The 22,938-nt window shown below is 63.8% G+C and carries 18 protein-coding genes; 6 read left to right on the top strand and 12 right to left on the bottom strand.

Annotated elements, in window-relative coordinates; all coding sequences use genetic code 11:
• The first annotated feature begins 32 nt into the window (after positions 1-32).
• The gene (locus QRN59_RS15935) at positions 33-1,166 is read left to right on the top strand and encodes an LOG family protein (protein WP_284983470.1); all 1,134 of its coding nucleotides are present in this window, start codon (positions 33-35) and stop codon (positions 1,164-1,166) included.
• A 336-nt stretch (positions 1,167-1,502) separates the two neighbouring features.
• Here the strand turns inward: QRN59_RS15935 and QRN59_RS15930 are convergent, their stop codons facing one another.
• The 10 genes from QRN59_RS15930 to QRN59_RS15885 all read right to left on the bottom strand — a co-directional run bounded on the left by QRN59_RS15930 (position 1,503) and on the right by QRN59_RS15885 (position 15,778).
• Positions 1,503-2,354 carry an IclR family transcriptional regulator gene (locus QRN59_RS15930; RefSeq protein WP_284983469.1) on the bottom strand — a complete coding sequence of 284 codons (852 nt, stop codon included), beginning with the start codon at positions 2,352-2,354 and terminating at the stop codon, positions 1,503-1,505.
• Between the two features lie 121 nt (positions 2,355-2,475).
• Positions 2,476-3,732 carry an aminopeptidase P family protein gene (locus QRN59_RS15925; RefSeq protein ID WP_284983468.1) on the bottom strand — a complete coding sequence of 419 codons (1,257 nt, stop codon included), beginning with the start codon at positions 3,730-3,732 and terminating at the stop codon, positions 2,476-2,478.
• 31 nt (positions 3,733-3,763) lie between these two features.
• Positions 3,764-5,170 carry an MFS transporter gene (locus QRN59_RS15920; RefSeq protein ID WP_284983467.1) on the bottom strand — a complete coding sequence of 469 codons (1,407 nt, stop codon included), beginning with the start codon at positions 5,168-5,170 and terminating at the stop codon, positions 3,764-3,766.
• A 304-nt stretch (positions 5,171-5,474) separates the two neighbouring features.
• Complete coding sequence (locus tag QRN59_RS15915; RefSeq protein ID WP_284983466.1) at positions 5,475-6,449, bottom strand: ABC transporter substrate-binding protein; 975 nt, start codon at positions 6,447-6,449, stop codon at positions 5,475-5,477.
• A 39-nt stretch (positions 6,450-6,488) separates the two neighbouring features.
• Positions 6,489-8,525, bottom strand: a complete 2,037-nt coding sequence (locus QRN59_RS15910) for an ABC transporter permease (RefSeq protein ID WP_284983464.1) — start codon at positions 8,523-8,525, stop codon at positions 6,489-6,491.
• On the bottom strand, positions 8,522-9,556 hold the full coding sequence (locus QRN59_RS15905) for a quaternary amine ABC transporter ATP-binding protein (protein ID WP_284983463.1): 1,035 nt from the start codon (positions 9,554-9,556) through the stop codon (positions 8,522-8,524). Before QRN59_RS15905 ends, QRN59_RS15910 begins: the two co-directional genes overlap by 4 nt.
• Positions 9,553-11,073 carry an aldehyde dehydrogenase family protein gene (locus QRN59_RS15900; protein ID WP_284983462.1) on the bottom strand — a complete coding sequence of 507 codons (1,521 nt, stop codon included), beginning with the start codon at positions 11,071-11,073 and terminating at the stop codon, positions 9,553-9,555. The genes QRN59_RS15905 and QRN59_RS15900 overlap by 4 nt, the downstream gene beginning before the upstream one ends.
• Entirely contained in the window at positions 11,070-12,818 is a 1,749-nt protein-coding gene (gene betA / locus QRN59_RS15895) for a choline dehydrogenase (RefSeq protein WP_284983461.1), read from the bottom strand. Before betA ends, QRN59_RS15900 begins: the two co-directional genes overlap by 4 nt.
• 56 nt (positions 12,819-12,874) lie before the next feature.
• Entirely contained in the window at positions 12,875-15,382 is a 2,508-nt protein-coding gene (locus QRN59_RS15890; RefSeq protein WP_284983460.1) for a GcvT family protein, read from the bottom strand.
• A gap of 45 nt (positions 15,383-15,427) precedes the next feature.
• Positions 15,428-15,778: a bifunctional 3-phenylpropionate/cinnamic acid dioxygenase ferredoxin subunit gene (locus QRN59_RS15885; protein WP_284983496.1), complete on the bottom strand. Its 351-nt coding sequence runs from the start codon at positions 15,776-15,778 to the stop codon at positions 15,428-15,430.
• 232 nt (positions 15,779-16,010) lie between these two features.
• Here QRN59_RS15885 and QRN59_RS15880 point away from each other — a divergent pair, with 232 nt between their 5' ends.
• The 4 genes from QRN59_RS15880 to QRN59_RS15865 all read left to right on the top strand — a co-directional run bounded on the left by QRN59_RS15880 (position 16,011) and on the right by QRN59_RS15865 (position 20,161).
• Positions 16,011-17,207, top strand: a complete 1,197-nt coding sequence (locus tag QRN59_RS15880; RefSeq protein WP_284983459.1) for an NAD(P)/FAD-dependent oxidoreductase — start codon at positions 16,011-16,013, stop codon at positions 17,205-17,207.
• Positions 17,208-17,251: 44 nt separating this feature from the next.
• On the top strand, positions 17,252-18,388 hold the full coding sequence (locus QRN59_RS15875; RefSeq protein WP_284983458.1) for an aromatic ring-hydroxylating oxygenase subunit alpha: 1,137 nt from the start codon (positions 17,252-17,254) through the stop codon (positions 18,386-18,388).
• Between the two features lie 61 nt (positions 18,389-18,449).
• Positions 18,450-19,538, top strand: a complete 1,089-nt coding sequence (locus QRN59_RS15870) for an S-(hydroxymethyl)mycothiol dehydrogenase (protein WP_284983457.1) — start codon at positions 18,450-18,452, stop codon at positions 19,536-19,538.
• Positions 19,535-20,161 carry an MBL fold metallo-hydrolase gene (locus QRN59_RS15865; RefSeq protein ID WP_284983456.1) on the top strand — a complete coding sequence of 209 codons (627 nt, stop codon included), beginning with the start codon at positions 19,535-19,537 and terminating at the stop codon, positions 20,159-20,161. Before QRN59_RS15870 ends, QRN59_RS15865 begins: the two co-directional genes overlap by 4 nt.
• A gap of 12 nt (positions 20,162-20,173) precedes the next feature.
• Here QRN59_RS15865 and QRN59_RS15860 read toward each other — a convergent pair whose 3' ends face one another.
• Positions 20,174-21,004, bottom strand: coding sequence for an IclR family transcriptional regulator (locus QRN59_RS15860; RefSeq protein ID WP_502871066.1), 831 nt, complete (start codon positions 21,002-21,004; stop codon positions 20,174-20,176).
• Between the two features lie 119 nt (positions 21,005-21,123).
• Here QRN59_RS15860 and QRN59_RS15855 point away from each other — a divergent pair, with 119 nt between their 5' ends.
• The gene (locus tag QRN59_RS15855) at positions 21,124-21,861 is read left to right on the top strand and encodes a VOC family protein (RefSeq protein WP_284983454.1); all 738 of its coding nucleotides are present in this window, start codon (positions 21,124-21,126) and stop codon (positions 21,859-21,861) included.
• A gap of 271 nt (positions 21,862-22,132) precedes the next feature.
• Here the strand turns inward: QRN59_RS15855 and QRN59_RS15850 are convergent, their stop codons facing one another.
• Entirely contained in the window at positions 22,133-22,804 is a 672-nt protein-coding gene (locus QRN59_RS15850; RefSeq protein ID WP_284983453.1) for a GntR family transcriptional regulator, read from the bottom strand.
• Positions 22,805-22,938 lie beyond the last annotated feature (134 nt).

Genomic DNA, 22,938 nt, shown 5'->3' with positions numbered 1-22,938 from the left:
CGCAACGGGAATCGCGGGCTTACGCTGATGCCATGAATCCGTCCCGCGCACTGACTCCCAGTCCCCGCACGCTCGACATTGAGAGCGTGGCCCATTTCGACCGGCTTCTGGGCTCCGGTGCCGCAACGATGCACGGATGGCACGCCCAGTCGCTGGACCTGCGAGGCCGACGCGCGGACCTGCAGAGGATGGATCCCCAAGGCGCCATCTTCCTGGGCTGTACCTTCGACGACGGCGTGGAGGACTCGCTGCGCAGCCGCGGCGCACTCATCTTTCCCAAGCTGCGCGGCGTGCCGTTCAACCCGTACCGGGGCAGCCTCTACAGCGCCGCCGAACTGTACGAGGACATTGACTCCACGGAATACGAAGCCACACTCGACGCCCAGGTCTACCAATGGAGCATCATGCCGGGGCAGCGGACCAGCCTGGACGCCACCCTTGCCGCCGCGCTGCACGACCACGCCATCGGGGACGCCCTGGACGAGCTCCTGGGCAACGGGGACTTCGCCGGGAACAAGATCGTAGGCGTCATGGGCGGGCACGCCGCGCAACGCGGAACGACGGACTTTGACGACGCGGCGCGCCTGGGCAGGCTCTTGGCCCTGTCCGGCTTCACGGTGGCCACCGGGGGAGGACCGGGTGCCATGGAAGCCGCCAATTTGGGTGCCTACTTAAGCGGCCTGCCCGACGCCGACTTCGCCGTCGCGCTGCAATCGCTCGCCTCGGTGCCGGGTTTCCGTCCCTCGGTGACGGCCTGGGCACGGGCGGCGGCCGCCGTCGTCGGGCACTATCCGAGCGGGACGACGTCGCTGGGCATCCCCACCTGGTTTTACGGGCACGAGCCGCCCAACCTCTTCGCCACCCACATCGCCAAGTATTTCGCCAACTCCATGCGCGAAGCGATCTTGCTGGAGCTATGCAACGGCGGGATCGTGTTCCTTCCAGGCTCCGCCGGCACCGTGCAGGAAATCTTCATGGACGCGTGCGAGAACTTCTACGGCGCCCCGGAAACCGTCACGCCCATGGTGCTCGTGGGGCGCGACCATTGGGAGAACAAGTATCCCGCGTGGCCTATGTTGCAGAGCCTCGCCGCCGGGAAAGTGATGGATCGGCGGATCTTCCTGGTCGACAGCGTCGAGGAAGCGCTCGCCGTCGTCGCGGACTAGTTGCTGACTGCGTTCGGTCGCCGCGGCCTTGGTTCCCAACCCGTCCCGCCCCGGCCCGCCCGCCCCCGGCACTTAGGACATGCCCTGCCTTGGCTCTGAGCACTGGACATATTGCGAATATGTCCATTTCTGGACTCCAAGGCTGGACATGTCCCTTGGATTGAGAGCGTTATGTCCGATGCAGGGGCTTGGGGTTGGGCATGTCCCTTGGAGTGAGAGCGTTATGTCCGATGCTGGGGCTTGGGGTTGGGCATGTCCTGTGGATCACGAGTGGGCATGTCCATTTCTGGGGTCCAGAACTGGGTATGTCCCCGTGTGGCGAAGGGTGATGTCGGGCTAGTGCGGGGCGCGGCCGCCTAGGCGCGTGGTGATTTTGCGGGCTGCGTCTTGGCATGCCTCGCCGAGGCTGGCGAGCGTGTCCTGCGAGACCCGGAACTTGGGCGCGGGGATCAGGACGGAGGCCACGATGTCTCCGCGGTGGTCAAAGACGGGGGAGGCAACGCCGACTTCTTCGATGGATGTTTCGCCGAAATTGAAGGCCCAGCCACGCTTCACGGACTCCTGGAGCCGGAGGAGGTAGGCCTCGAGTGCTTCTTCGTCGAGACCGGGCAAGGTGATCGAGCCGCTCCGCAGGAGCTTGCGCACGCGGTCGGCGTCTTCGGCGGCAAGGAAGACCTGCACCGAGGAGCTGAGCGCCTCGTTGTAGCGGGCACCCAACGGGGCGAGATGCTTGACCTGGTGACGGCTGGCGATTTGCTCAACGCACATGGATTCGTTCCCGTTCCACACCATGAGCGCGCTCGTCTCGCCCGTCCGTTCGCTCAGTTCGCGCAGCACGGGATAGGCCACCCGGCGCTCTTCCAGTTCGGCAAGGAGCGGGCCGGCAAGGGCGATCATCCCCAGGCCCAGCCGGAAGCGTCGGGACTCGGGGTCGCGCTCCACCAAGTGTTCTTGTTCGAAGGTTGCCAGGATCCGGGACACAGTGCTCTTGTGCAATCCGATCCTGCCGGCGATCTCGGTGACTCCCAGCAAGGGTTCCTCGGCGGTGAAGCTGCGGAGCACGGCAATGGCGTTCTCAAGTACCGAAGCGCCTTTGGAATCGCCGTTGGCCGGGGTGTCACTCGTGATTACACGCGGTTCTGCACGCGGTTCTGCACGCGGTTCTGCACGCGGTTCTGCTGGGGTCATGATGGTCACTATATGGCTCTTTTTATTGGGACATGCCCAGCCTTGGCCTAGAGCAATGAGCATATGAGTCATATGTCCACTGCTCGGGCGCAAGGCTGGGCATGTCCATTGGAGGCGGGTGTTAGGCGCCGATGATGTTGTACTCCGGGCCGAACGGGAACTTGGTGATGTTCTCGGCACCGTCTTCACCGACCACCAAGATGTCGTGTTCCCGGTATCCGCCGGCACCCGGCTGGCCGTCGAGGACCGTGATCATCGGTTCCATGGAAACCACCATTCCTGGCTCCAGGACCGTGTCGATGTCCTCGCGCAGCTCCAGTCCGGCTTCGCGGCCGTAGTAGTGCGAGAGGACTCCGAAGGAGTGTCCGTAGCCGAAGGTTCGGTTGGCGAGCAGTCCATGCGAAACATAGATCTCGTTGAGTTCCGCGGCGATGTCCTTGCAGACGGCGCCGGGCTTGATGAGCTCAAGGCCGCGCTTGTGCACGTCCACGTTGATGTTCCACAGTTCCAGGGAACGGGCATCGGGTTCGCCGTAGAACAGGGTGCGCTCCAGGGCCGTGTAGTAGCCCGAGGTCATGGGGAAGCAGTTCAGCGACAGGATGTCGTGTTCCTGGATCTTGCGGGTGGTTGCCCAGTTGTGGGCGCCGTCCGTGTTGATGCCGGACTGGAACCACACCCAGGTATCGCGGATCTCGGAATCCGGGAACGTCCGGGCGATCTCGTGGACCATGGCTTCGGTGCCGATCAGGGCCACCTCGTACTCGGTGATTCCGGCCGTGATGGCGTTGCGGATCGCCTCGCCGCCAAGGTCGCCGATCCGGGCACCGTGCTTGATGACCTCGATCTCTTCGGCAGACTTGATCATGCGCTGGCGCATGGCGGCCTGGGCAATGTCCACAAGCGTCGCGCCGGAGAAGGCGGCCTGGATCTTGTTGCGGTTGTCCAGTGGAAGGGAGTCGTCCTCAACACCCAGGCGCCGGACGTTGATCCCGCGGGTGCGCAGTACTTCCTGGATGCCGAAGATGTAGTTGTCCCGGCGCCAGTCCGTGTAGACCAGGTTGTCTCCATAGCTGCGGCGCCACGGCATTCCTGCGTCGATGTTGGCGGTGACCGTGACGGTGTCGTCGGCCGTGACCACCATGGCGTAGGAACGGCCGAAGTAGGTGAACAGGAAGTCGGAGTAGTACTTGATGGAGTGGTAGCTGGTCAGGACAACGGCGTCCAGTTCCTTCTCGGCCATGATCCGGCGAAGACCGGCAAGGCGCCGCTCAAATTCTGCGTCGGAGAAGGTCAGGGAGACCTTCTCTCCGTTGTTGAGGACCTTGAGGCGCTCAAGCTTGGTGACGTCGCTTACGGCTTCATTCTCGGTGATGGTCATGTGTGGTGTTCCTTTCAATGGGTGGGTTGTTTCAGTCCTGCTGCAGGGGCTTCTTGGAAGTCTCCACAGCGAAGAGGACCGCGATGAGGGAGATGACGGCGGCCGCCACGAGGTACCAGCCGGGAGCCAGTTGGTTGTGGGTCAGGCCGATGAGGAGGGTTGCCATGAACGGGGCGGTGCCGCCGAACAAGGCGTTGGAAAGATTGAAGCTGACGGCGAACCCGCTGTAGCGGACCCTGGTGGGGAAGAGCTCGGCAAGGAAGCTGGGCAGGGTGCCGTCGTTGAGCGTGAGCATGCCGCCCAGCAGGATCTGGACCAGGACAATGACCAGGAAGTTGCCGGTGTCGAGGAGCATGAACGCCGGAACGGTCAGCACCACGAACAGTACGGAAGCCGTGATGAGCATGCGTTTGCGGCCGAACCTGTCCGATGCGATCCCCGTCAGGAAGATGAATCCGATGTAGCTGAGGAGGGCAATGGTCGTGGCCATGAACGATTCGGCCGCACCGAAGTGAAGCTCCTCGGAGAGGTACGTCGGCATGTAGCTGAGGATTACGTAGAAGCCGACGGCGTTGAGCAGCACTGCGCCCGTCGCGATGATCAACTGCTTGCGGTACGTCTTGAACATCGCGAAGGCCGGAGCCTTAACCGCCGTGTCTTTCGCGGCCATTTCGCGGAATGCCGGGGTGTCCTCAAGCTTGGTGCGGATGTAGCGGCCGATCAGGCCCATCGGGGCGGCCAGGAGGAAGGGCAGGCGCCAGCCCCATTCGCCGAGCTGCTCGGCGCTCAGCACCGAGCTGAGCAGTGCCGCCAGCAGGGAACCGAGCAGCAGGCCCGCCGCTGTACTGGCAGGTACGACGGCGGCATAGAGTCCGCGCCGATTGGCCGGTGCGTATTCCACCAGGAAGGCTGAGGCCCCTGCGTATTCGCCTGCTGCCGAGAAGCCCTGGACAACGCGGACGAGCAGCAGGAGGACCGGTGCCATGACGCCGATGGTGTTGTAGCCGGGGATCAGGGCGATGCAGAACGTTGCCACGGACATGAGCACGATCGACAGGGAGAGTGCCTGTTTGCGTCCGAGCCGGTCACCGATGTGGCCCCAGATGAATCCACCCAGTGGGCGGACGAAGAAGGAGACGGCAAAGACGCCGAACGTGGCGAGCAGGGCGGTCTGCCGGTCCGATGCGGGGAAGAAGACGGTCGAGATAATCCCGGCAAGGTAGCCGTAGACGGCGTAGTCGAACCATTCGACGAAGTTGCCGATGAAGCTTGCAGTGATGACGCGGCGGCGGGTGTCCTTGCTGACCGTGTGGTTGGTGGCGGGCTTTGACGGGCCGCCCGGGGTGGCTGTTGCGTCGGGAAGCTCGCCGGATCCGCCTTTGGATCCGGCATGAGCGCTTCCCGGGATTGCTGCCACGGAGGATGTTTCGTTTTTCATGAATCCACCAAGAATTTTGGGGTTGCATTCAACGCAACGCTGTTGCATCAGAATAGATGTGTTCCCCGTCACCGTCAAGGGTGTTTGGTTGCCGCGCGACTGACTCGCACTTGTTGTCGTTTTGAGGGCGCTAAACGACAACGAATGCGAGCCAGCTGGGAGGATGGGTGTGAGCTAGTTGGGTTGGGTGGCGCAATCACTGCAACACGGTTGCGGAAGATGAGTAACATTCCGTCCAGAAAGCAAAAAAGAAGCTCCCCGGATCCATGGATCCGGGGAGCTTCAGGGGAGAGGGGTTCAGGGACTATTTGAGCCAGGCGGCCACTACATCGGGGTGGGCATCCACCCATTTCTTTGCGGCGGCGTCTGGCTTCATGCCGCCTTGGATGTCCGTTGCGACCGAGTTCTGGTCAGCGTTGGTCCACGAGAAGGCCTTGAGCAGTTTCGCTGCGGGAGAACCGCTGTCCGCGAACTTCTTGGCCATCACTTTGTTCAGCTTGTAATCGGGGTAGTCGCAGGCCACCTTTTCGGCATCGGCATCGCAGCCCGGCGTGTAGGCGGGCAGGCTGACCTTCTTGAGGGGGACCTCGGAGAGGAACCATTGCGGTTCGTAGAAGTAGCCCAGCAGCGGTGTCTTGTTCTTTTCGGCCGTACGGAACGACTGGATCAGAGCCGCTTCCGAGCCCGAGAAGACCACTTTGTAGTCGAGGCCGAGGTTCTTGACCAAGGCTTCGTCGTTGGTCACGAAGGCGGGGTCGCCGTCCAGGACCTGGCCTTTGCCGCCTGATTCGGAGGTAGCAAAGAGTGAGGCGTACTTGTTCAGGTTCTTGCTGTCCAGGATGTCCGGGTACTTCTGGACCATCCATGGTGGCACGTACCAGCCGATGTGCCCTTCGTTGCCCGTCGGGCCGGCGTCTACAGCCACTTTCTGGTCCGTGATGTACTGCTTCGTGAGGTCCGCATGACCCCAGTTCTCGAGGATGACATCGACTTCACCGGAACCAAAGCCCTGCCAGGAGATCTGCTCCGACAGGTCCTTCTGGACTACCGTGCAACCGAGCTTGTTTTGGGCTACATAGCTGTAGACGGCCGCGTTTGCCGTGTAGCCGACCCACGCGTTGAGGGCGACATTGACGGTTCCGCAGGGCGTATCCGAGGAGCCTGCGGCTGCGGCTTGGTTCACGGAAGCGCCTCCGCAGCCGGCTAGCAAGAGGGCTGCAGCAGCGGTTCCGGCAAGTACGGGAATTGTTCGTTTCAAAAGCTGTCTGGTTCTACGCATGGTTGGGATCTCCTTGTTGGGGCGGTGAACGGGGAGGAACTAGTGCGCGCTCGACTTTGCTGAGCGGATTTTACGGACGGGGTCGGCTGCCGCAGCCTGGGTCATGCGGTCCAGCAGGATGCCGAGGAAGACGATGGCCAGGCCGGCGGCAAGGCCCTTGCCGAACAGCGAGCTCTGGACAAAGCCAGCGACGACGTCGTACCCCAGGCCGCCTGCACCGACCAATGCTCCGACGACCACCATGGCCAAGACGTAGATCAAGCCTTGGTTTGCGGCGAGGGCCAGGGATTTCCTTGCCATGGGGAGCTGGACCTTGGTGATGACCTGCCACGGGGTTGACCCGCTGGATACCGCAGCCTCCATGACGGTGGGGGAGATCGCTGCGATGCCGTCGGCCGTAATCTTGATGGCCACAGGCGCTGCGTAGATAATTCCGGCGACGATGGCCGTGAATCTCGTTGCGCCGAAGAGGCCTAGGAATGGAACCAAGTAGACGAAGGCAGGCATGGTCTGGCCCGCATCCAGCATTGGCCGCATGATCTGGTCCACTTTGTTGGACCTGCCCATCGCCACGCCGAAGATGATGCCCAGCACCATGACCACGGCCGTGGCAACAAGGGTGCTCGCCAGGGTGACCATGGCATCGCTCCAGAGGCCGAGGTAAATGATCGCGGCCAGGCATGAGGCGGTGACCAGCGCCAGCTTCCAACCACCGAGTGCGTAAGCCGCCACGAGGACAACCGCGACTAGGAGGTAGAAGGGGGTCTCGGTCAGAAGGGATTGGAACGGGTTGAGGATCCCGTTGGTCAGGGCCTCGCGGAAGGACACAGTAAACAGGGAGAGATTTGTCTGCAGCCATTCGCTGGCAGCGCCGACTCCGCTGACGATGTCCGGGCCAAAGTTGAGGTTCTTCGGAAAGGCTGCGGCCCAGAGCATCGTCCGGGAAAGCTGGACCATGACAAGGACAACAACGAGGCTGACAGCGAGCAGGATGTACCTGCTTCTCCGCGATATCCGGCGCTTGCGGGCTGCCCCGGGCTCGGCCCGGCGGCTGGCAGCCGTGGTGACCCGGTCCAGCACAATGGCCAAGAGGACGATCGACAGGCCGGCGTTGACCGCCGTCCCGACGTCGAGGGATTGCAGGGCACGGACAACCACTTGTCCCAGCCCCGGCGCCGCAATCAGCGCTGCGATGGTGACCATGGACAAAGCAGCCATGGTGCTTTGGTTGACCCCCATCACGATGGTGCGCCGTGCCAGGGGGAGTTGCAGGGTCAGAAGCCGCTGCAACCCTGTGGTGCCCAGGGAGTCGGAGGCTTCCCTGGTGTTCTCCGGGATGTTCCGGATTCCGTGTGCCGTCAGTCGGATGAGCGGAGGCACCGCGTAGATCACCGTGGCGATTACCGCGGAGGCGGGACCGATCAGGAATATGAGGGCCAAAGGAGCCAGATAGACGAACGTGGGAAGGATTTGCATGAAGTCGAGCACCGGAGTGATCACTTGGGAAACCCGGCCCGAGATCCCGGACAAGACTCCGAGCGGGATGCCGATCAGGAGGCTGAACAGCACGGCTGTGAGGACGAGGGCGAAGGTGTAAGCCGCTTCCGTAAACAGACCCTGGAGGCCGAAGAACGTGAATGCGGCTGCCGTCAGCAATCCCACCCGGGCATTGCCGACCGCAAAGGCGATCCAGCTGAGCAGGCCGACAGTTCCCAGCCAGCCGATTTCCGGTAGGCGAAGCCCGGTAGAGCTGGCGGCAAAAGTGCCGGTGAACAGATTTGCGACTGAATCGACGGCGGAGCGGAAGGGAGTGAAGACGTACTGGAAGACGGGATTGTCTGCTCGGTTCGATGCGACCCAGGCGTTGAATTGGTTGAGCGAACGGTGCAGGTCAGTCAATTCCGACGCCGGCAGCGTGAGGGTCGATGTGCCGTGCAGGAACAAGAACCCTAGGAGCCAGAGGACGCCGGCGGCACCCAGGAGTAATACTCGGCGACTCAGCCGCTTGCGCGGCGGGCGGAGGGTGTTGGCGCTGGTCTGAACCGGGGCCCGGTCGCGAACGAGCGTGGACATCATGCCGCTACTTCCGTGCTGCGGATGACCGACAAGATGCTGTCGCGGTCGATCTGGCCGGTGATCTTGCCGGAGTCTTCCACGAGCACAGGACACGATGAGTTCATGACCGTGGGAATGGCGTCGCGGATGATCGTGCCGGCGCTCAAGACGGGCGCGTCCCCGGGAGTGCCGGACCCTACGGGATCGGTGATCCATTTGAGCGTCAGGACGTCCGCGCGGGGTACTTCGGAGACGAAATCGGCAATGTACTTGTCCGCCGGCGATCCGACAAGGTCATCGCCGGTGCCGCACTGGACTGTCTCGCCGTTCCGCATGATCAGGATGCGGTCCCCGAGTTTGAGCGCTTCGGATAGGTCGTGGGTAACGAACACCATCGTCTTGCCCATCTCTTTGTGCAGCCGGATAACCTCCGCCTGCATGTCGCGCCGGATGAGCGGGTCCAAGGCGGAAAACGGCTCGTCGAAGAGGATGGTGTCCGGGTCGCCCGCCAAGGCGCGGCCAAGCCCGACACGCTGCTGCATCCCGCCGGAAAGCTGATCGGGGAAATGCTGCTCGTAGCCCTTGAGGCCTACCAGTTCGATGATTTCGCGGGATTTGGCGTAACGCTCATTTTTTGACGCCCCGCGGATCTGCAACCCGTAGGACACGTTGTCCAGCACGGTGCGGTGCGGGAGGAGGCCGAAGTGCTGGAAGACCATGGACATCTTCCTGCGGCGCAGTTCCCGAAGTTCGGTGGTTCCCGCATCCAACACGTCTTTTCCGTCCACCAGGACGCTTCCCGACGTCGGTTCGATCAGCCGGGTGAGGCACCGGATCAGGGTGGACTTTCCTGATCCGGACAGGCCCATGACGACGAACACCTCGCCCTTGGCGACGTCGAAGTTCATGTCCCGCACGGCAGCATTGCAGCCGGTGCGTTCAAGCAATTCAGCGGAGGCCAAACTGGACAGTTCGGGATTCTTGGGGATTTTCTCACCTCCGGGTCCGAAGACCTTCCAGAGGTTGCGCACTGATATGTCGGGACTGCTCATTGCTGTACTCCTGCCTGTGGCGACTCGAACCAATGGCTGGGCCCGGGGCTGATGTTTTGCCAGATGTGTTTGGTTTCTCGGTATTCGGCCAAGCCTGCGAGCCCCAATTCGCGGCCATTGCCTGACTGTCCGAAGCCGCCCCACTCGGCTTGCGGAACGTATGGGTGGTAGTCGTTGATCCAGACCGTCCCGTGGCGCAGCGCTTCGGAGACCCGCTGGGCCTTCGAGGCGTCTGCCGTCCACACAGCACCGGCCAGTCCGTAGACGGTGTCGTTGGCCAGCCGGACGGCCTCTTCCTCGGTGGTGAATGTTTCCACCGTCATGACGGGGCCAAAGGATTCCTCCTGGACCACGCGCATCGAGGTCTTGCACCCGTCCAATACGGTGGGCGGGTAGAAACTGCCACGGCCCAGTTCCGGGGTGTCCGGAATGAAGCCACCGCACAGCAACCGGGCGCCCTCCGCCACCCCGGCCTGCACGTAGGCGTGGACCTTGTCCCGGTGGGCCGTGGAGATCAGCGGTCCGGTCTGGGCCTCCTGGTCGAAGGGGCCGCCCAACCGGATCTGGCGTGCACGGCGAACCACCTCGGCCACGAACTCCTCGTGAATGGACTCTTCGACAATGAGCCGCGCCCCGGCCGAGCAGACCTGGCCCGAGTTCAGGAAGACGGCAGTCAAGGCGTTGTCGATCGCGGCCTCCCGGTCAGCGTCGGCAAAGACCACATTCGGGTTCTTGCCGCCGAGCTCGAGGGCCACGCGCTTGACCGTCTCCGCCGCAGCCACCATGATCCGCTTGCCGGTTTCCAGTCCGCCCGTGAAGGAGACCAGATCGACCCGCGGATCCGAGCTAAGTACGGCCCCCACTTCGGGTCCCGTTCCCGTCACGAGGTTCGCGACGCCGTCGGGCACGCCTGCTTCCCGCAGGGTGTCCATGAGCAGAATGGACGTCGAAGGCGTCAGCTCACTGGGCTTGAGGACAAAGGTGTTCCCGGCCAACAGCGCTGGTGCAACCTTCCACGAAGCCTGCAGGAGCGGATAGTTCCACGGAGTGATGAGGCCGCAGACGCCCACGGGTGCATGGACGACTCGGCTGATGGCTCCGGGCCGGCCGGTATCGATCACGCGGCCCGCGTCCGTGCCTGCCACGCTGCCGTAGTAGCGGAAGCAGGCGATGACGTCGTCGATGTCGTATTCGGCCTCGACCAGTCGCTTGCCGGTGTCGAGGGCTTCGGCCGCGGCGTAGTCGGCTTTGTCCCGCTGGAGCAGCTCGGCCACGCGGAGCAGGATCGCACCGCGTTCCAGTTCCGGCGTGCCCGGCCACCGGCCGTCGTCGAACGCTTTCCGGGCGCTAGCCACCGCTGCCTCGGCGTCGGCCGAGGTGCACTCGGCGACGTCGGCAACATGCGTGCCGTCCGCCGGGCAGCTGATGCTGCGGATTCCTCCGGCGGACTGCCGCCAGCCGCCGTCAACGTAGCTGCCGCGCACCGTGTGGGTCTGGGAAAGTTGTGGGCTGTTCATGCCGCTCCTTGGTTCCTTGCCGGAGTGACCTGGGGCTGGCTGTACGGGCCTTCCAGGCTGTCCGGAGCCGGGCTGCTGCCGTGCCGGTAGAACTCGGCGGCGATCGGAGCGAGGGGTTCGCGGCCCTGGATCAAGTCCGCAGCTTTCTCGGCCAGCATCATGACCGGCGCGTAGATGTTGCCGTTGGTCACGTAGGGCATTGCCGAAGCGTCGGCCACCCGCAGGCCCGAGGTGCCGTGCACCCTCATGCTGAGCGGGTCCACCACGGCCATGGGATCGGTGGCCGGGCCCATCTTGGCTGTGCAGGAAGGGTGCAGGGCGGTTTCGGCGTCGCGGGCTACCCAGTCGAGGATTTCCTCGTCTGTCTGGACGGCTGGACCGGGGGAGAGCTCACCGCCATCGAAAGGCGCCATGGCCGACTGCTCCAGAATCTGCCGGGAAATCCGGATGGCTTCGACCCATTCGCGCCGGTCCTGCTCCGTGGAAAGGTAGTTGAACTTCATGGACGGGTGGACGGTTGGATCCGTGGAAGTGATCTTCAGGCTGCCCCGCGCATCGGAGTACATGGGCCCGATGTGCACTTGGTAGCCATGCTTGGCATCGGCCTTCTGGCCGTCATAGCGGACGGCTACCGGCAAGAAGTGGAACATCAGGTTGGGGTAGGCCACGTCTTCGTTGGAGCGCACAAAGCCGCCGCCTTCGAAGTGGTTGGTGGCCGCAGGTCCCTTGCGCCCGAACAGCCACTGCAGGCCAATCCACGGATAGCGCCACAGGCTCAGGCTCGGCTGCATGGACACCGGCTGGGTGCAGGCGTGCTGGATGTAGACCTCCAGGTGGTCCTGCAGGTTTTCGCCTACGCCGGGCAGGTCAACTACGGGTTTGATGCCGAGGGACTTGAGGTGCGCAGAGTCCCCGACGCCGGACAACTGCAGCAGCTGCGGGGTGTTGATGGCTCCTCCGCACAGGACGACTTCCTGGGCATCGACGCTGTGGGTCTTGCCGTTCCGTCGGTAGCTGACGCCCGTGGCCCTGACTCCGGAAGTACCAGTGGTCTCGAAGTTGATTGTCGAGACGAGCGCCCGGGTCCTGACCGTGAGGTTTGGCCTGTTGAGGTTCGGCCGCAAGTAGGCCCGGGAGGCAGAGAGCCGCTGGCCCTTGTGCACATTGCGGTCGAAGGGGCCGAAGCCCTCCTGCCGGTAACCGTTCACATCGTTGGTGCGCGCGAAACCGGCTTGTTGGGCTGCGCGGAAGAAGGCTTGGAAGAGGGGATTGCGCGCGGGACCGCGTTCCAGGACCAAAGGTCCGTTGTGTCCGCGCAGTTCATCGTCCGGTTCCGCGGCGAGCGCGGTCTCCATGCGGTTGAAGTAGGGGAGGCAGTGCGCGAAGTCCCAGGTCTCCATCCCGGCGTCGGCTCCCCAGCGTTCGTAGTCCAAGGGGTTGCCACGCTGGAAGATCATGCCGTTGATGGAACTGGAGCCGCCCAGGACCTTGCCGCGGGTGTGGGCGATCCGGCGTCCGTGCATGTGCGGCTCGGGGTCGGATTGGTAGCGCCAGTCGTAGAACCTGTTCCCGCTGGGGAAGGTGAGCGCCGCGGGCATCTGGATGAACAGGTCCCAGGGGTAGTCGCTCCGGCCGGCCTCCAGGACCAGGACGGTCTTGGTGGGGTCTGCGCTGAGCCTGTCCGCCAGCACCGATCCGGCGCTGCCCCCACCCACAATGATGTAGTCGAAGTTTTCGTTGGCCATTAGTTGAACTCCTTTGAAGTGATCCCCATTGCGGTGTCGAGTAGCCAGGAGGGGCGTCAGCCCCGTAGCTTTTCCATGGTCGGATCCACGAGGGGATCGGCGGAGATGGTGGCGGGGATCCGCTTGCCGAAGTATTCGATTTCGACGGCGTCACCCTCGCCCGTTTCGGCGGGCAGCCACGCGTAGGCGATCGGCTTCCGGACGGTGTAGCCGTAGGCGGCGCTGGTGACGTAGCCGGAAGGCTCTCCCTTGAAATAGACAGGTTCCTTGCCCAACACCACAGACGTGCCGTCGTCGACGGTCAGGCAACGCAGGCGGCGGGTGACGGGCAGGTCGCGGCGGGCTTTGAGGGCCTCGGCGCCGATGTATCCTTCCTTGTCCTTGCCGACGGAGAAGCCAAGGCCCGCTTGGAAGGGCTCGTGCTCCGGGGTCATGTCGGTACCCCAAAGCCGGTAGCCCTTCTCGAGGCGGAGGCTGTTGAACGCGCCGCGGCCGGCCGCAATGATTCCTTGCTCCTGGCCGGCCTCGAACAGCAGGTCCCAGAGCCTTTGGCCGTTTTCCGCCGTCGTGTACAGCTCCCAGCCCAACTCGCCTACGTAGGAGAGCCGCATCGCGGTGACAGGGATCCCGCCGATTCGGACCTTCTTGGTGCGGAAGTACTTCAATCCGTCGTTGCTGAAATCGTCGTCGCTCACCGTGGCGATGACCTCGCGGGCGAGCGGTCCCCAAAGTCCCACGCAACACGTGGAGCCCGTGGTGTCCCGGACCTGGACCCACTGGGTGACGTCCTCAGCGGTCTGTTTGCGGGCTTCGGTGGTGAGGTAGGCGAAGTCGATGTTGCCGTTGGCGCCGACTTGGAAGGTGGTTTCGTCGAGGCGGGCCACCGTAATGTCGCTGCGGATGCCGCCGTCGCCGTTGAGGAGCAGGCAGTACGTCACCGCACCCGGCTTCTTGTCGACCTTCCCGGCGCTGAGGCGCTGCAACAGGGCTTCGGCGCCCGGGCCGGAAACCTCCAGGCGCTTGAGCGGCGTCATGTCATAGAGCGCGACGGCGGTGCGCGTCTTCCACGCTTCGGCGGCGGAAATGGGGGAGTGGAACATAGCCGCCCACGGTTCGCGTTCAGGTGCGCGCCATTCTTCCGGGAGCACTTCCAGCAGGCCGCGGTTGGCCTCGAACCAGTGCGGGCGCTCCCAACCGTGGGATTCGAGGAAAAACGCCCCGAGCTCCTTCTGCCGCGCATTGAACGGGCTCACGCGCAGTTCGCGAGGGGAGACGCGCGGTTGCAGCGGGTGCAGGACATCGTAGATCTCCACGAAGTTCTGCTGGGAGGTTTCGCTGACGTAGCTCTCCGCAGTCTGGATCTCTTCGAAGCGGGAGACTTCGCATTCGTGGAGCGGCGTGCGGGACTGGCCCTCGATCAGGAGTTCGGCCACTGCCTTGGCCACGCCGGCGGAGTGCGTCACCCACACGGCCTCGGCAACGAAGAACCCGTCAACCTCCTTGGACTCGCCCACCAAGGGACCGCCGTCGGGAGTGAAGGAGAAGATGCCGTTGAAGCCATCCGCAATCCCCGCGCCGGCAAGTGCCGGAAGGAGTTCCTTGGAGTCCTCCCAACTTGGCAGGAAGTCCTCCTCGGTGAACGCCAGGCGGGACGGCATGCGGTGCTCGGACATGTCAGCGGCTGCAACCTCGGGCAATTCCCGGAGGTCCACCGGCATGGGCTTGTGGGCGTAGGAGCCAATGCCCATCCGGTCCCCGTGCTCGCGGTAGTAGAGGTCCTTGTCCTGGTGGCGAAGGATGGGCATCCAGGCGCCGTTGCCCGGGTCAAGCAGCCGCGAGGCATCGTTCCGGCCCACGAGCCCGGGTACGGAGGTGGTCTTGACGTACTGGTGGGCCAAGGGAAGGAGCGGCACGGACATGCCCACCATGGCGCCGATCCTGGGTCCCCAGAACCCGGCGCAGGAGACCACGATGTCGGCCGGGATCACGCCGTCGGGCGTTTCGACACCGGTGACCTTGCCGCCCGCCTGTTCAATGCCGGTGACGGGCGTGGAACCCCGGAACGTGACCCCTGCGGCGCTCGCCTTGGCGATGAGCAGGCCGACGGCGCGGGCTGCGGAAGCCAAGCCGTCGGAGGGGACGTAGAGTCCGCCGAGCACCTTTTCCTGGTCGAGCAGCGGGTAGTGCTTGGCGCACTCGTCCGGATCGATGAGCCGGCCTTCCACGCCCCACGACGCCGCGTAGCCCAGCTTGCGCTTGAGGTCCTCCAGGCGCTCAGGTGTAGTGGCCACTTCGAGGCCGCCCACCTGGTTGAAGCAGGAGACGCCGGAATCGCTGAGCGAGAGCAGCTTGTCCACGGTGTAGGACGCGAATTCGGTCATGGCCTTGGAGGCATTGGTCTGGAACACGAGGCCGGGGGCGTGCGAGGTTGAGCCGCCCGCCAACGTCAACGGGCCCTGCTCGACCACGGTGATGTTGGTCCAGCCGCGGGTGGACAGCTCATCCGCGAGATTGGCGCCGACGATGCCGGCTCCGATGATGACGACGCGGGGTGTTGTGGACATGCGTGTTGCTCCTGGATTATGTCGTGTGGAAGTTTGGGGCCGACGCTAGACGTGGCCGTCGATGGTCAACCCTGGCGGCAGGTTGGGAGCCTCTTCGGATTCCTTGACCATGATCTGGCCGTCCACCACCAGCACTTCGTGGACCCTGACAGGCAGTTTCGCGGGAGGCGCATCGGCGGCTCCCGTGCGGAGATTGAACTTGGAAGCATGGAGGGGGCACTCCACCCAGCAGTCCTCCACCCAGCCGTCGGCGAGGGAGGCGTCTTGGTGCGTGCAGGTGTCGTCGAGGGCGAAGAGCTCGCCTTCTTCGGTGTGAAATACGGCAATGGGCGGGGACGTCTCGAGTCGAATGGCCTCCCCCGGAGCCAACGAGCTGAGCGGGCAAGCACTGTGCATCTCAAGAACCTCTTTCACCGGGTGGGTCAAAAACCTGCTGGGCGGTTGTTTCATGATCAACGCCGATCGCAATACGCAACAGAGTGATGGATCTCACAGGCACTTGTCAAGGGGTTGAAATTACTTCGGTGATTCCTTGACACGCGATGTGAAGTCCGCCACGCTGTTTCGCATAATGAAGTTGGTTGCGTAATGCGCAATAGATTTCGAACTGCTCGACGAGGAGGAAGCCATGGAGATACTGGCGATCGTGGGCGCATCTTTGGCGGGACTATCCGCCGCCCGCGCTGCCCGGGCGCAAGGCTTTGGTGGCCGGCTGCTCATCATTGGAGATGAGCAGCAGCGGCCCTATGACCGTCCGCCCCTGTCCAAGGAGTTCCTGGCAGGAAAGATCGGCATCAAGCACTTGATGTTGGAGGCGGAAGAGCCGGGAATGGAAGATCCCTTGCAGGCTGAATGGCTGCTGGGTTCGCCTGCGCGGAGCTTTGACGCCGCTACCAGGACCATCACGCTCGGCGACGGACGCACGGTGGTGGCCGACGGCGTCGTGATTGCCACCGGAGCTTCGGCCCGCACATTGCCCGAACTTGCGGGCCTATCCAATGTCTTTACGCTGCGGACGCTCGAGGATGCGCAGGATCTGGCTCCGGAACTCGTTCCGGGCGGCCGCCTGCTGGTGGTCGGCGCAGGCTTCATCGGCGCGGAGGTGGCGTCAACGGCCAAGGGCCTGGGAATGGATGTGACCATCGTCTGCAATAGCCCGATCCCGCTGAGCGCTCCGCTCGGTCCGGAGATGGCAGCCGTCATGGCCACGCTCCACGGGATCAATGGGGTGGAGCTGATTTGTGACACAGGAATCGACTCGTATTACAGCTACGAAGGAAATGTGACCGGTGTCCGGCTCAGCGACGGACAGTACCGTTCCGCCGACGTCGTACTTCTCGGAATCGGCGCGGTCCCCAACGTCGGGTGGCTGGCCGGTTCGGGCCTGGCGATCGACGACGGCGTCACGTGCGATTCGATGGGACGGACCAACGTCCCCGGCGTGGTTGCCGTTGGGGACTGTGCGGCATGGTTCGACGAACGCAGCGGGCAGCACCGTCGCGTGGAGCATTGGAGCGGTGCCCAGGAACGTGCCGCCCTTGCCGTGACAGGGCTCTTGGATCACTCAGCCGCACCCCAACCGCTCAACCTGCCGTACTTCTGGTCGGACCAGTACGGAGTAACGCTGCAGTTCTCGGGTCATGCGCGGGACGCCGAGCGCGTCGAAATCGAGGCAGGGCAGCTTGAGACACACAGCTTCCTGGCCGTGTATTACCAAGGCGAGGAGCCGGTGGGCGTCCTTGGCGTGAACCAGCCGCGCCTGTTCACCCGCTGGCGCCGGCAACTCAACACCCGCAACTCCCAGCCTGTCCTGGCAACCCCATAGACATTCCAAGCCTCAACTAGGTTCATTACTGAATAGGAGTCAGCATGACCACTGAAGTTGTTTCCCCCAGCCTGATCCCCACTCTCCCCGGCCACACTTATGTCAGTGAAGACATCTTCCGTGCCGAGCAAGAATGCATCTTCGAACAAATGTGGTTCTGCGCAGTGCGGACCGCGGACCTGGAAAAGGCCGGCTCGTTCAAAACGGTACAGATCGGCCGCGAGAGCGTGCTCATCAACCGCACCCGCAAAGGGGAAATCCGCGCGTTCTACAACATCTGCCGGCACCGCGGCGTGAAGCTGTGCATGGAGGAGTCCGGTGAGGCCAACCGCTCGTTCCAGTGCCCGTACCACGCCTGGACCTACGATCTCGAGGGAAAGCTCATCGCCGCCCCCAACCTCACCAAGATGCCGGATATCGACCGCAATGAATACGGTCTCGTCAAGGTCCACGCCCGCGAGTACATGGGCTACGTCTGGGTATGCCTCGCGGATGAGCCGCCGTCGTTCGAGGAAGACGTCATGGGGGCGATCGAGGAGCGCCTTGGGGACCTGCGGGCTGTTGATGACTACGACATCGCGAACCTTAGCCTCGGCCGGCGCATCAAGTACGACGTGAAGGCCAACTGGAAGCTCATCATCGAGAACTTCATGGAGTGCTACCACTGCGCCACCATCCACCCCGAACTCACCGAAGTCCTGCCCGAGTTCGCCGATGGCCTGGCAGCCCAGTACTTCGTGGGCCACGGCGCCGAGTTCGGTGAGGACATCAAGGGCTTCACGATCGACGGTTCCGAGGGCCTGGATCGAATTCCCGGAGTCGGGGATGACCATGACCGCCGGTATTACGCAGTGACCATCAAGCCGAACGTCTTCGTGAACCTGGTTCCGGACCACGTCATCATCCACCGCATGTTCCCGCTGGCCGCGGACCGCACCATCGTCGAATGCGATTGGCTGTACCTGCCCAGCGTTGTGGAATCCGGCAAGGACGTGAGCGCTTCGGTGGAGCTTTTCCACCGGGTCAACGAGCAGGACTTCGACGCCTGCGAACGGTGCCAGCCGGCCATGGGCTCCAAGATCTACGCCAAGGGCGGCGTGCTCGTTCCCAGTGAGCACCACATTGAGGCGTTCCACAGCTGGGTCACCAGCAAGATCGCGGACGTCCCCGCGGAAAGCTAGCCTGAGGAATGTCCGTCGTTGTAACGAGTAACCGGGAACTTAGGAAAAGGAACGCAAGCTAATGGTTCACAAAGTAAGGGCAGTCATCGCCAAGGAAAAGAACGCCCCGGTCTCGGTGGAGACCATCCTGGTGCCGGACCCCGGTCCGGGCGAGGCGCTGGTGGACATCCTCACCTGCGGCGTCTGCCACACCGACCTGCACTACAAGCAGGGCGGCATCACCGATGATTTCCCCATCCTGCTAGGCCACGAGGCCACAGGCGTGGTCAGTGCGGTCGGCCCGGACGTCACTGACGTGGCGCCAGGGGACCGGGTGATCCTGAACTGGCGGGCAGTGTGCGGGGAATGCCGGGCGTGCGCCAAGGGCCAGCCGCAGTACTGCTTCAACACGCACAATGCCACCCAGAAGATGACCTTGGAGGACGGCACGGAACTTTCTCCGGCCCTCGGGATCGGCGCCTTCGCCGAGAAGACCCTCGTGGCCGCCGGGCAGTGCACCAAAGTAGACGACGACGTCGATCCCGCCGCCGTCGGGCTGCTCGGCTGCGGTGTGATGGCAGGCATCGGCGCCGCGATCAACACCGGTGAGGTCAAGCGGGGCGAGTCCGTGGCCGTCATCGGCTGCGGCGGCGTCGGCATCGCCGCCATTGCCGGGGCAAAGCTCGCCGGCGCCACGACGATCATCGCCGTGGACATCGACGCCAACAAAATCGGGATGGCCATGTCGCTGGGAGCCACTCACGGTGTCAACTCCAGCCAGGAGGACCCCGTCGAGGCCATCCGGGCACTGACCGGCGGCAACGGCGCCGATGTGGTGATCGACGCCGTCGGACGCCCGGAGACCTACAAGCAGGCCTTCTACGCGCGCGACCTCGCCGGCCGCGTCGTGCTGGTGGGCGTCCCGACGCCGGGCATGTTGCTCGAGTTGCCCCTGCTCGACGTCTTCGGCCGCGGCGGTTCGCTCAAGTCCTCCTGGTACGGAGACTGCCTGCCTTCCCGCGACTTCCCGATGCTCGTGGCGCATTACAAGCAAGGCAACCTGGACCTGGACGCGTTCGTGTCCGAACGGATCACCATCGACCAGGTGGAAGAGGCTTTCGCCAAGATGCACGAGGGCAAAGTGCTCCGTTCGGTGGTGGAAATCGCATGAGCGTCACCATCGAAAACCTCGTCACCTCGGGCACGTTTTCGCTCGACGGCGGCACGTGGGACGTGGACAACAACGTCTGGATCGTCGGCAACGACGACGAATGCGTGATCATCGACTCCCCGCACGATGCCAAGGCAATCATCGACCAGGTCCGCGGGCGGAAGGTGCGCGCCATCTTGCTCACCCATGCGCACAATGACCACATCGGAGCGGCGCTCGACGTGGCGAAGGCCGTGAACGCGCCCATCTACCTGCACTCCGGAGACATGGTTCTGTGGGAGCATGTGTATCCGGATGCCCGGCCGGACCATCACATTGCAGACGGCGACATCTTCGACGTGGCGGGCACGGCCCTGCGGGCCATCCATACGCCGGGCCACTCACCGGGTTCCACGTGCTTCTACCTGGAAAGCGAAGGAACGGTGTTCACGGGCGACACCCTCTTCAACGGCGGCCCGGGTGCGACCGGCAGGTCCTACAGCGACTATCCGACCATCCTGGCCTCGATCCGGGAACGCCTCCTGACGCTTCCGGCGGACACCGTGGTCCGGACCGGCCACGGCGGGGACACCACCATCAAAGCCGAGGAGGAAAACCTCGCTCAGGCTGCGCGGGATCGCTAGCTTCGACGGACGCTAGGCGCCGCTGGATGGGGTGTAACCCATTTTGACGCTGATTGAATACCCGGCCTGCTTGAGCGCATCAAGCAGGCCGGGTATTTTTTCCGGCTCGAAACGGAAGGCCGGGCCTGAAAGGCTTATTGCTCCGATCACCGTGCCGCTGTGGTTGCGGATCGGAACAGCGACGGCGTTGAGTCCGCGTTCGAGTTCTTCATACGTGGCGGCGTACCCGGCCTCCGCAATGACCGGCATTTGCTGCTCCAGCTCGTGACGGTCGGTGACGGTGTGTGGCGTGTATTGCGCCTGGCCGGTTTCCCGGAGAACGCGGTCACGCGTCTCAAGCGGCAGGGCGGCAAGCATGACCTTGCCGCTGGACGTGGCGTGGAGCGGGGTGAGCCCACCGATCCAGTCCTGCGTGCCAAGCGTGCTGGGGCCAATGGCCTGGTCCACATTGACCGCGAAATTTGACCGCAGCACGGCCAGGTTGGCAGTCTCAGCGAACGTCTCCGCCAGGGCCTCGAGATCTTCCCGGGCCTCCCTTACCAAGCTGAGACGGGCCGGTATGGCACTGGCCAAGCGCAGGATGTTGAAACCGAGCTGGTATTTTCCGCGCTCGTTGTTCTGCTGCACCATGCCACGGGCGTCCAGGGCGCTCAACAGTCGCGACGCTGTTGACTTGTGGACGCCCATTTCTTCCGCGATCTCACTCACGCCGGCGTCTCCGTTGCGGGCGATGATTTCGAGCACGGTGATGGCCCGGTCCACGGACTGCACACCGGCGTGGTGCGCGCCGGCGGGATCGGTGTCGTGGTCGTTGGAAAGGCTTGCATCAACGTCGGCGTCCATGTGGTTCATCGTCTCAAACACGGTCAAATGCGCGGCCTCTCCGGGCTGCGTGTCTTGGGCTGCGTGTCCTGGGATGCTGCCGCCTGTCCGGTCTTGCCGGGGATATAGGATCGGGCGGTATGGCACTGCGACTTGTTCAGGTGAATTTCAAGGCCCGGGATGACTCGGCGCTCGGCCGGTTTTGGGCGGAGGCGCTCGGCTGGGACATTTCCAGCGAGGGACCCGGAGTCACCAATGTTGAACCCGTGGGCTTCACCTGGCCGGACCCTGCCGCCGTGTGTGTCGATGTCGTCACGGTCCCGGACCCCGAGACGGTGAGGTACCGCGCCCACCTGGATCTCGCCACCACCTCTGCGGCCCATCAGGCGGAGCTGGTGGCGCGCCTGGTGAAGCTCGGCGCGACGCCGGCCGACGTTGGCCGGGGCGATGTGCCTTGGACGGTCTTGGCAGACCCGGAGGGCAACCTGTTCTGCGTGCTCGAGCCTCGGCCGATCTATCGGGACACCGGGCCGATCGCCGCGGTGGTGGTCAACTGTGCGGATCCGCGGGCCATGGCCCGGTTCTGGAGCGGGGCGATGGACTGGACCTTGCACGAGGTGACCGACGATTTTGCGAGGCTGCGTTCGGCCAAGGGTGTCGGGCCCTATCTGGAGTTCGTCCGCACACCCGCCGCGAATGCCGTGTCCGGCCGTGTCCATCTCGACCTGCGGCCGTATCGCGGCGATGACCAAGCGGCAGAGGTGGCTCGGCTGCGGGCCCTGGGCGCCACGGACGCCGACGTCGGCCAAGGCGATGTGCCGTGGGTGTGCCTCGCTGACACGGAGGGCAACGAGTTCTGCGTCCTCACGCCCGGCTAAAAGCCGTTCCTTCTTGGGCGCAGTCGTGCCACACTTGGTGGACTATCGATTGACTGGGGGATCCGGGTCAGGAGATTGGTATGAGTGTTCTGATGCAACCCCGCACCTCGGGCCGCCGACTGGTGGTGATCGAGCCATGATTATCGGTTGGGCTTACTTCATGGCGGGGGTTATGACGGTTGATGCGCTCTTGCTGGGGTTGCTGCTGTTGAACGTGAAGTGGCCCAAGCGTTGGAAGAGAAACGGCTAGGCGCGAGGGTATGCGCAGAACCTAGAGCACCTTGCGGATCGTCTCTTCGAAACTCGCCACGTGGCGCAGGGCGAGCGCGGCTGCCCGGTCCTCATCGCCGTCGGCGATTGCGGTGAGGAGCTCAGCGTGCTCAGCGACGTGGCCGGTCACCGAGGGCATCTTGTCCAGCATGTGGCACCAGATGCGGGTTGCCAGGTTGTCGTACCGGACCAGTACGTCTTCGAGGTGCGGATTGGCCGCGGCCCTGTAGATGAGCCGGTGTACCTCGATGTCGTAGCGCATGAGTTCCTGCTGGCCGGCGTCGTGTGCCTCCAGGCCGCTGATGGCTGCGGCGACCTCGCGCAGTTCTTCCCGCAGCTTCGGGCTGGCCATGCGGGCAGCCCGCCGTGACGCCAAGGGCTCAAGCAGCTCCCGGATTTCGGAGACGTCCGCCAATTGGGTGATGTCGACGCCGGTGGCGAAGGTTCCGCGGCGGGGATATGACACGACAAGGTGGTCGCTTTCCAGCCGCTTGATGGCCTCGCGCACGGGTGTGCGTCCGATGCCGAGCTCCGCGGCAATCTGCCCGTCGTTGATAGGGTCTCCGGGTTTGATGTCCAGCATGATGAGCCGGTCGCGCAGGAGCAGGTAGGCGTTTTCCGCCAAGGACGTTCCCTGCGTGCCGGTGTCCAGTGCTTCCAGTGCAGTGCTCATGTGCCTCTCCCGTTTGCCACAATTCCAAGTCTGGCGGTTCAATTGCCACCGGGCTGTTGACGGTTGTGTGATCTTCAACATACTATGGCATCAGTTCTAATATATCAGTTGCTGATTAGTCAGCAAATATAAGT

Source organism: Arthrobacter sp. efr-133-TYG-118, from assembly GCF_030209755.1.
Classification (GTDB): Bacteria; Actinomycetota; Actinomycetes; order Actinomycetales; family Micrococcaceae; genus Arthrobacter.
Note: the sequence above shows the minus strand (reverse complement) of the source record. Positions and strands in the feature narration are given on the sequence as shown.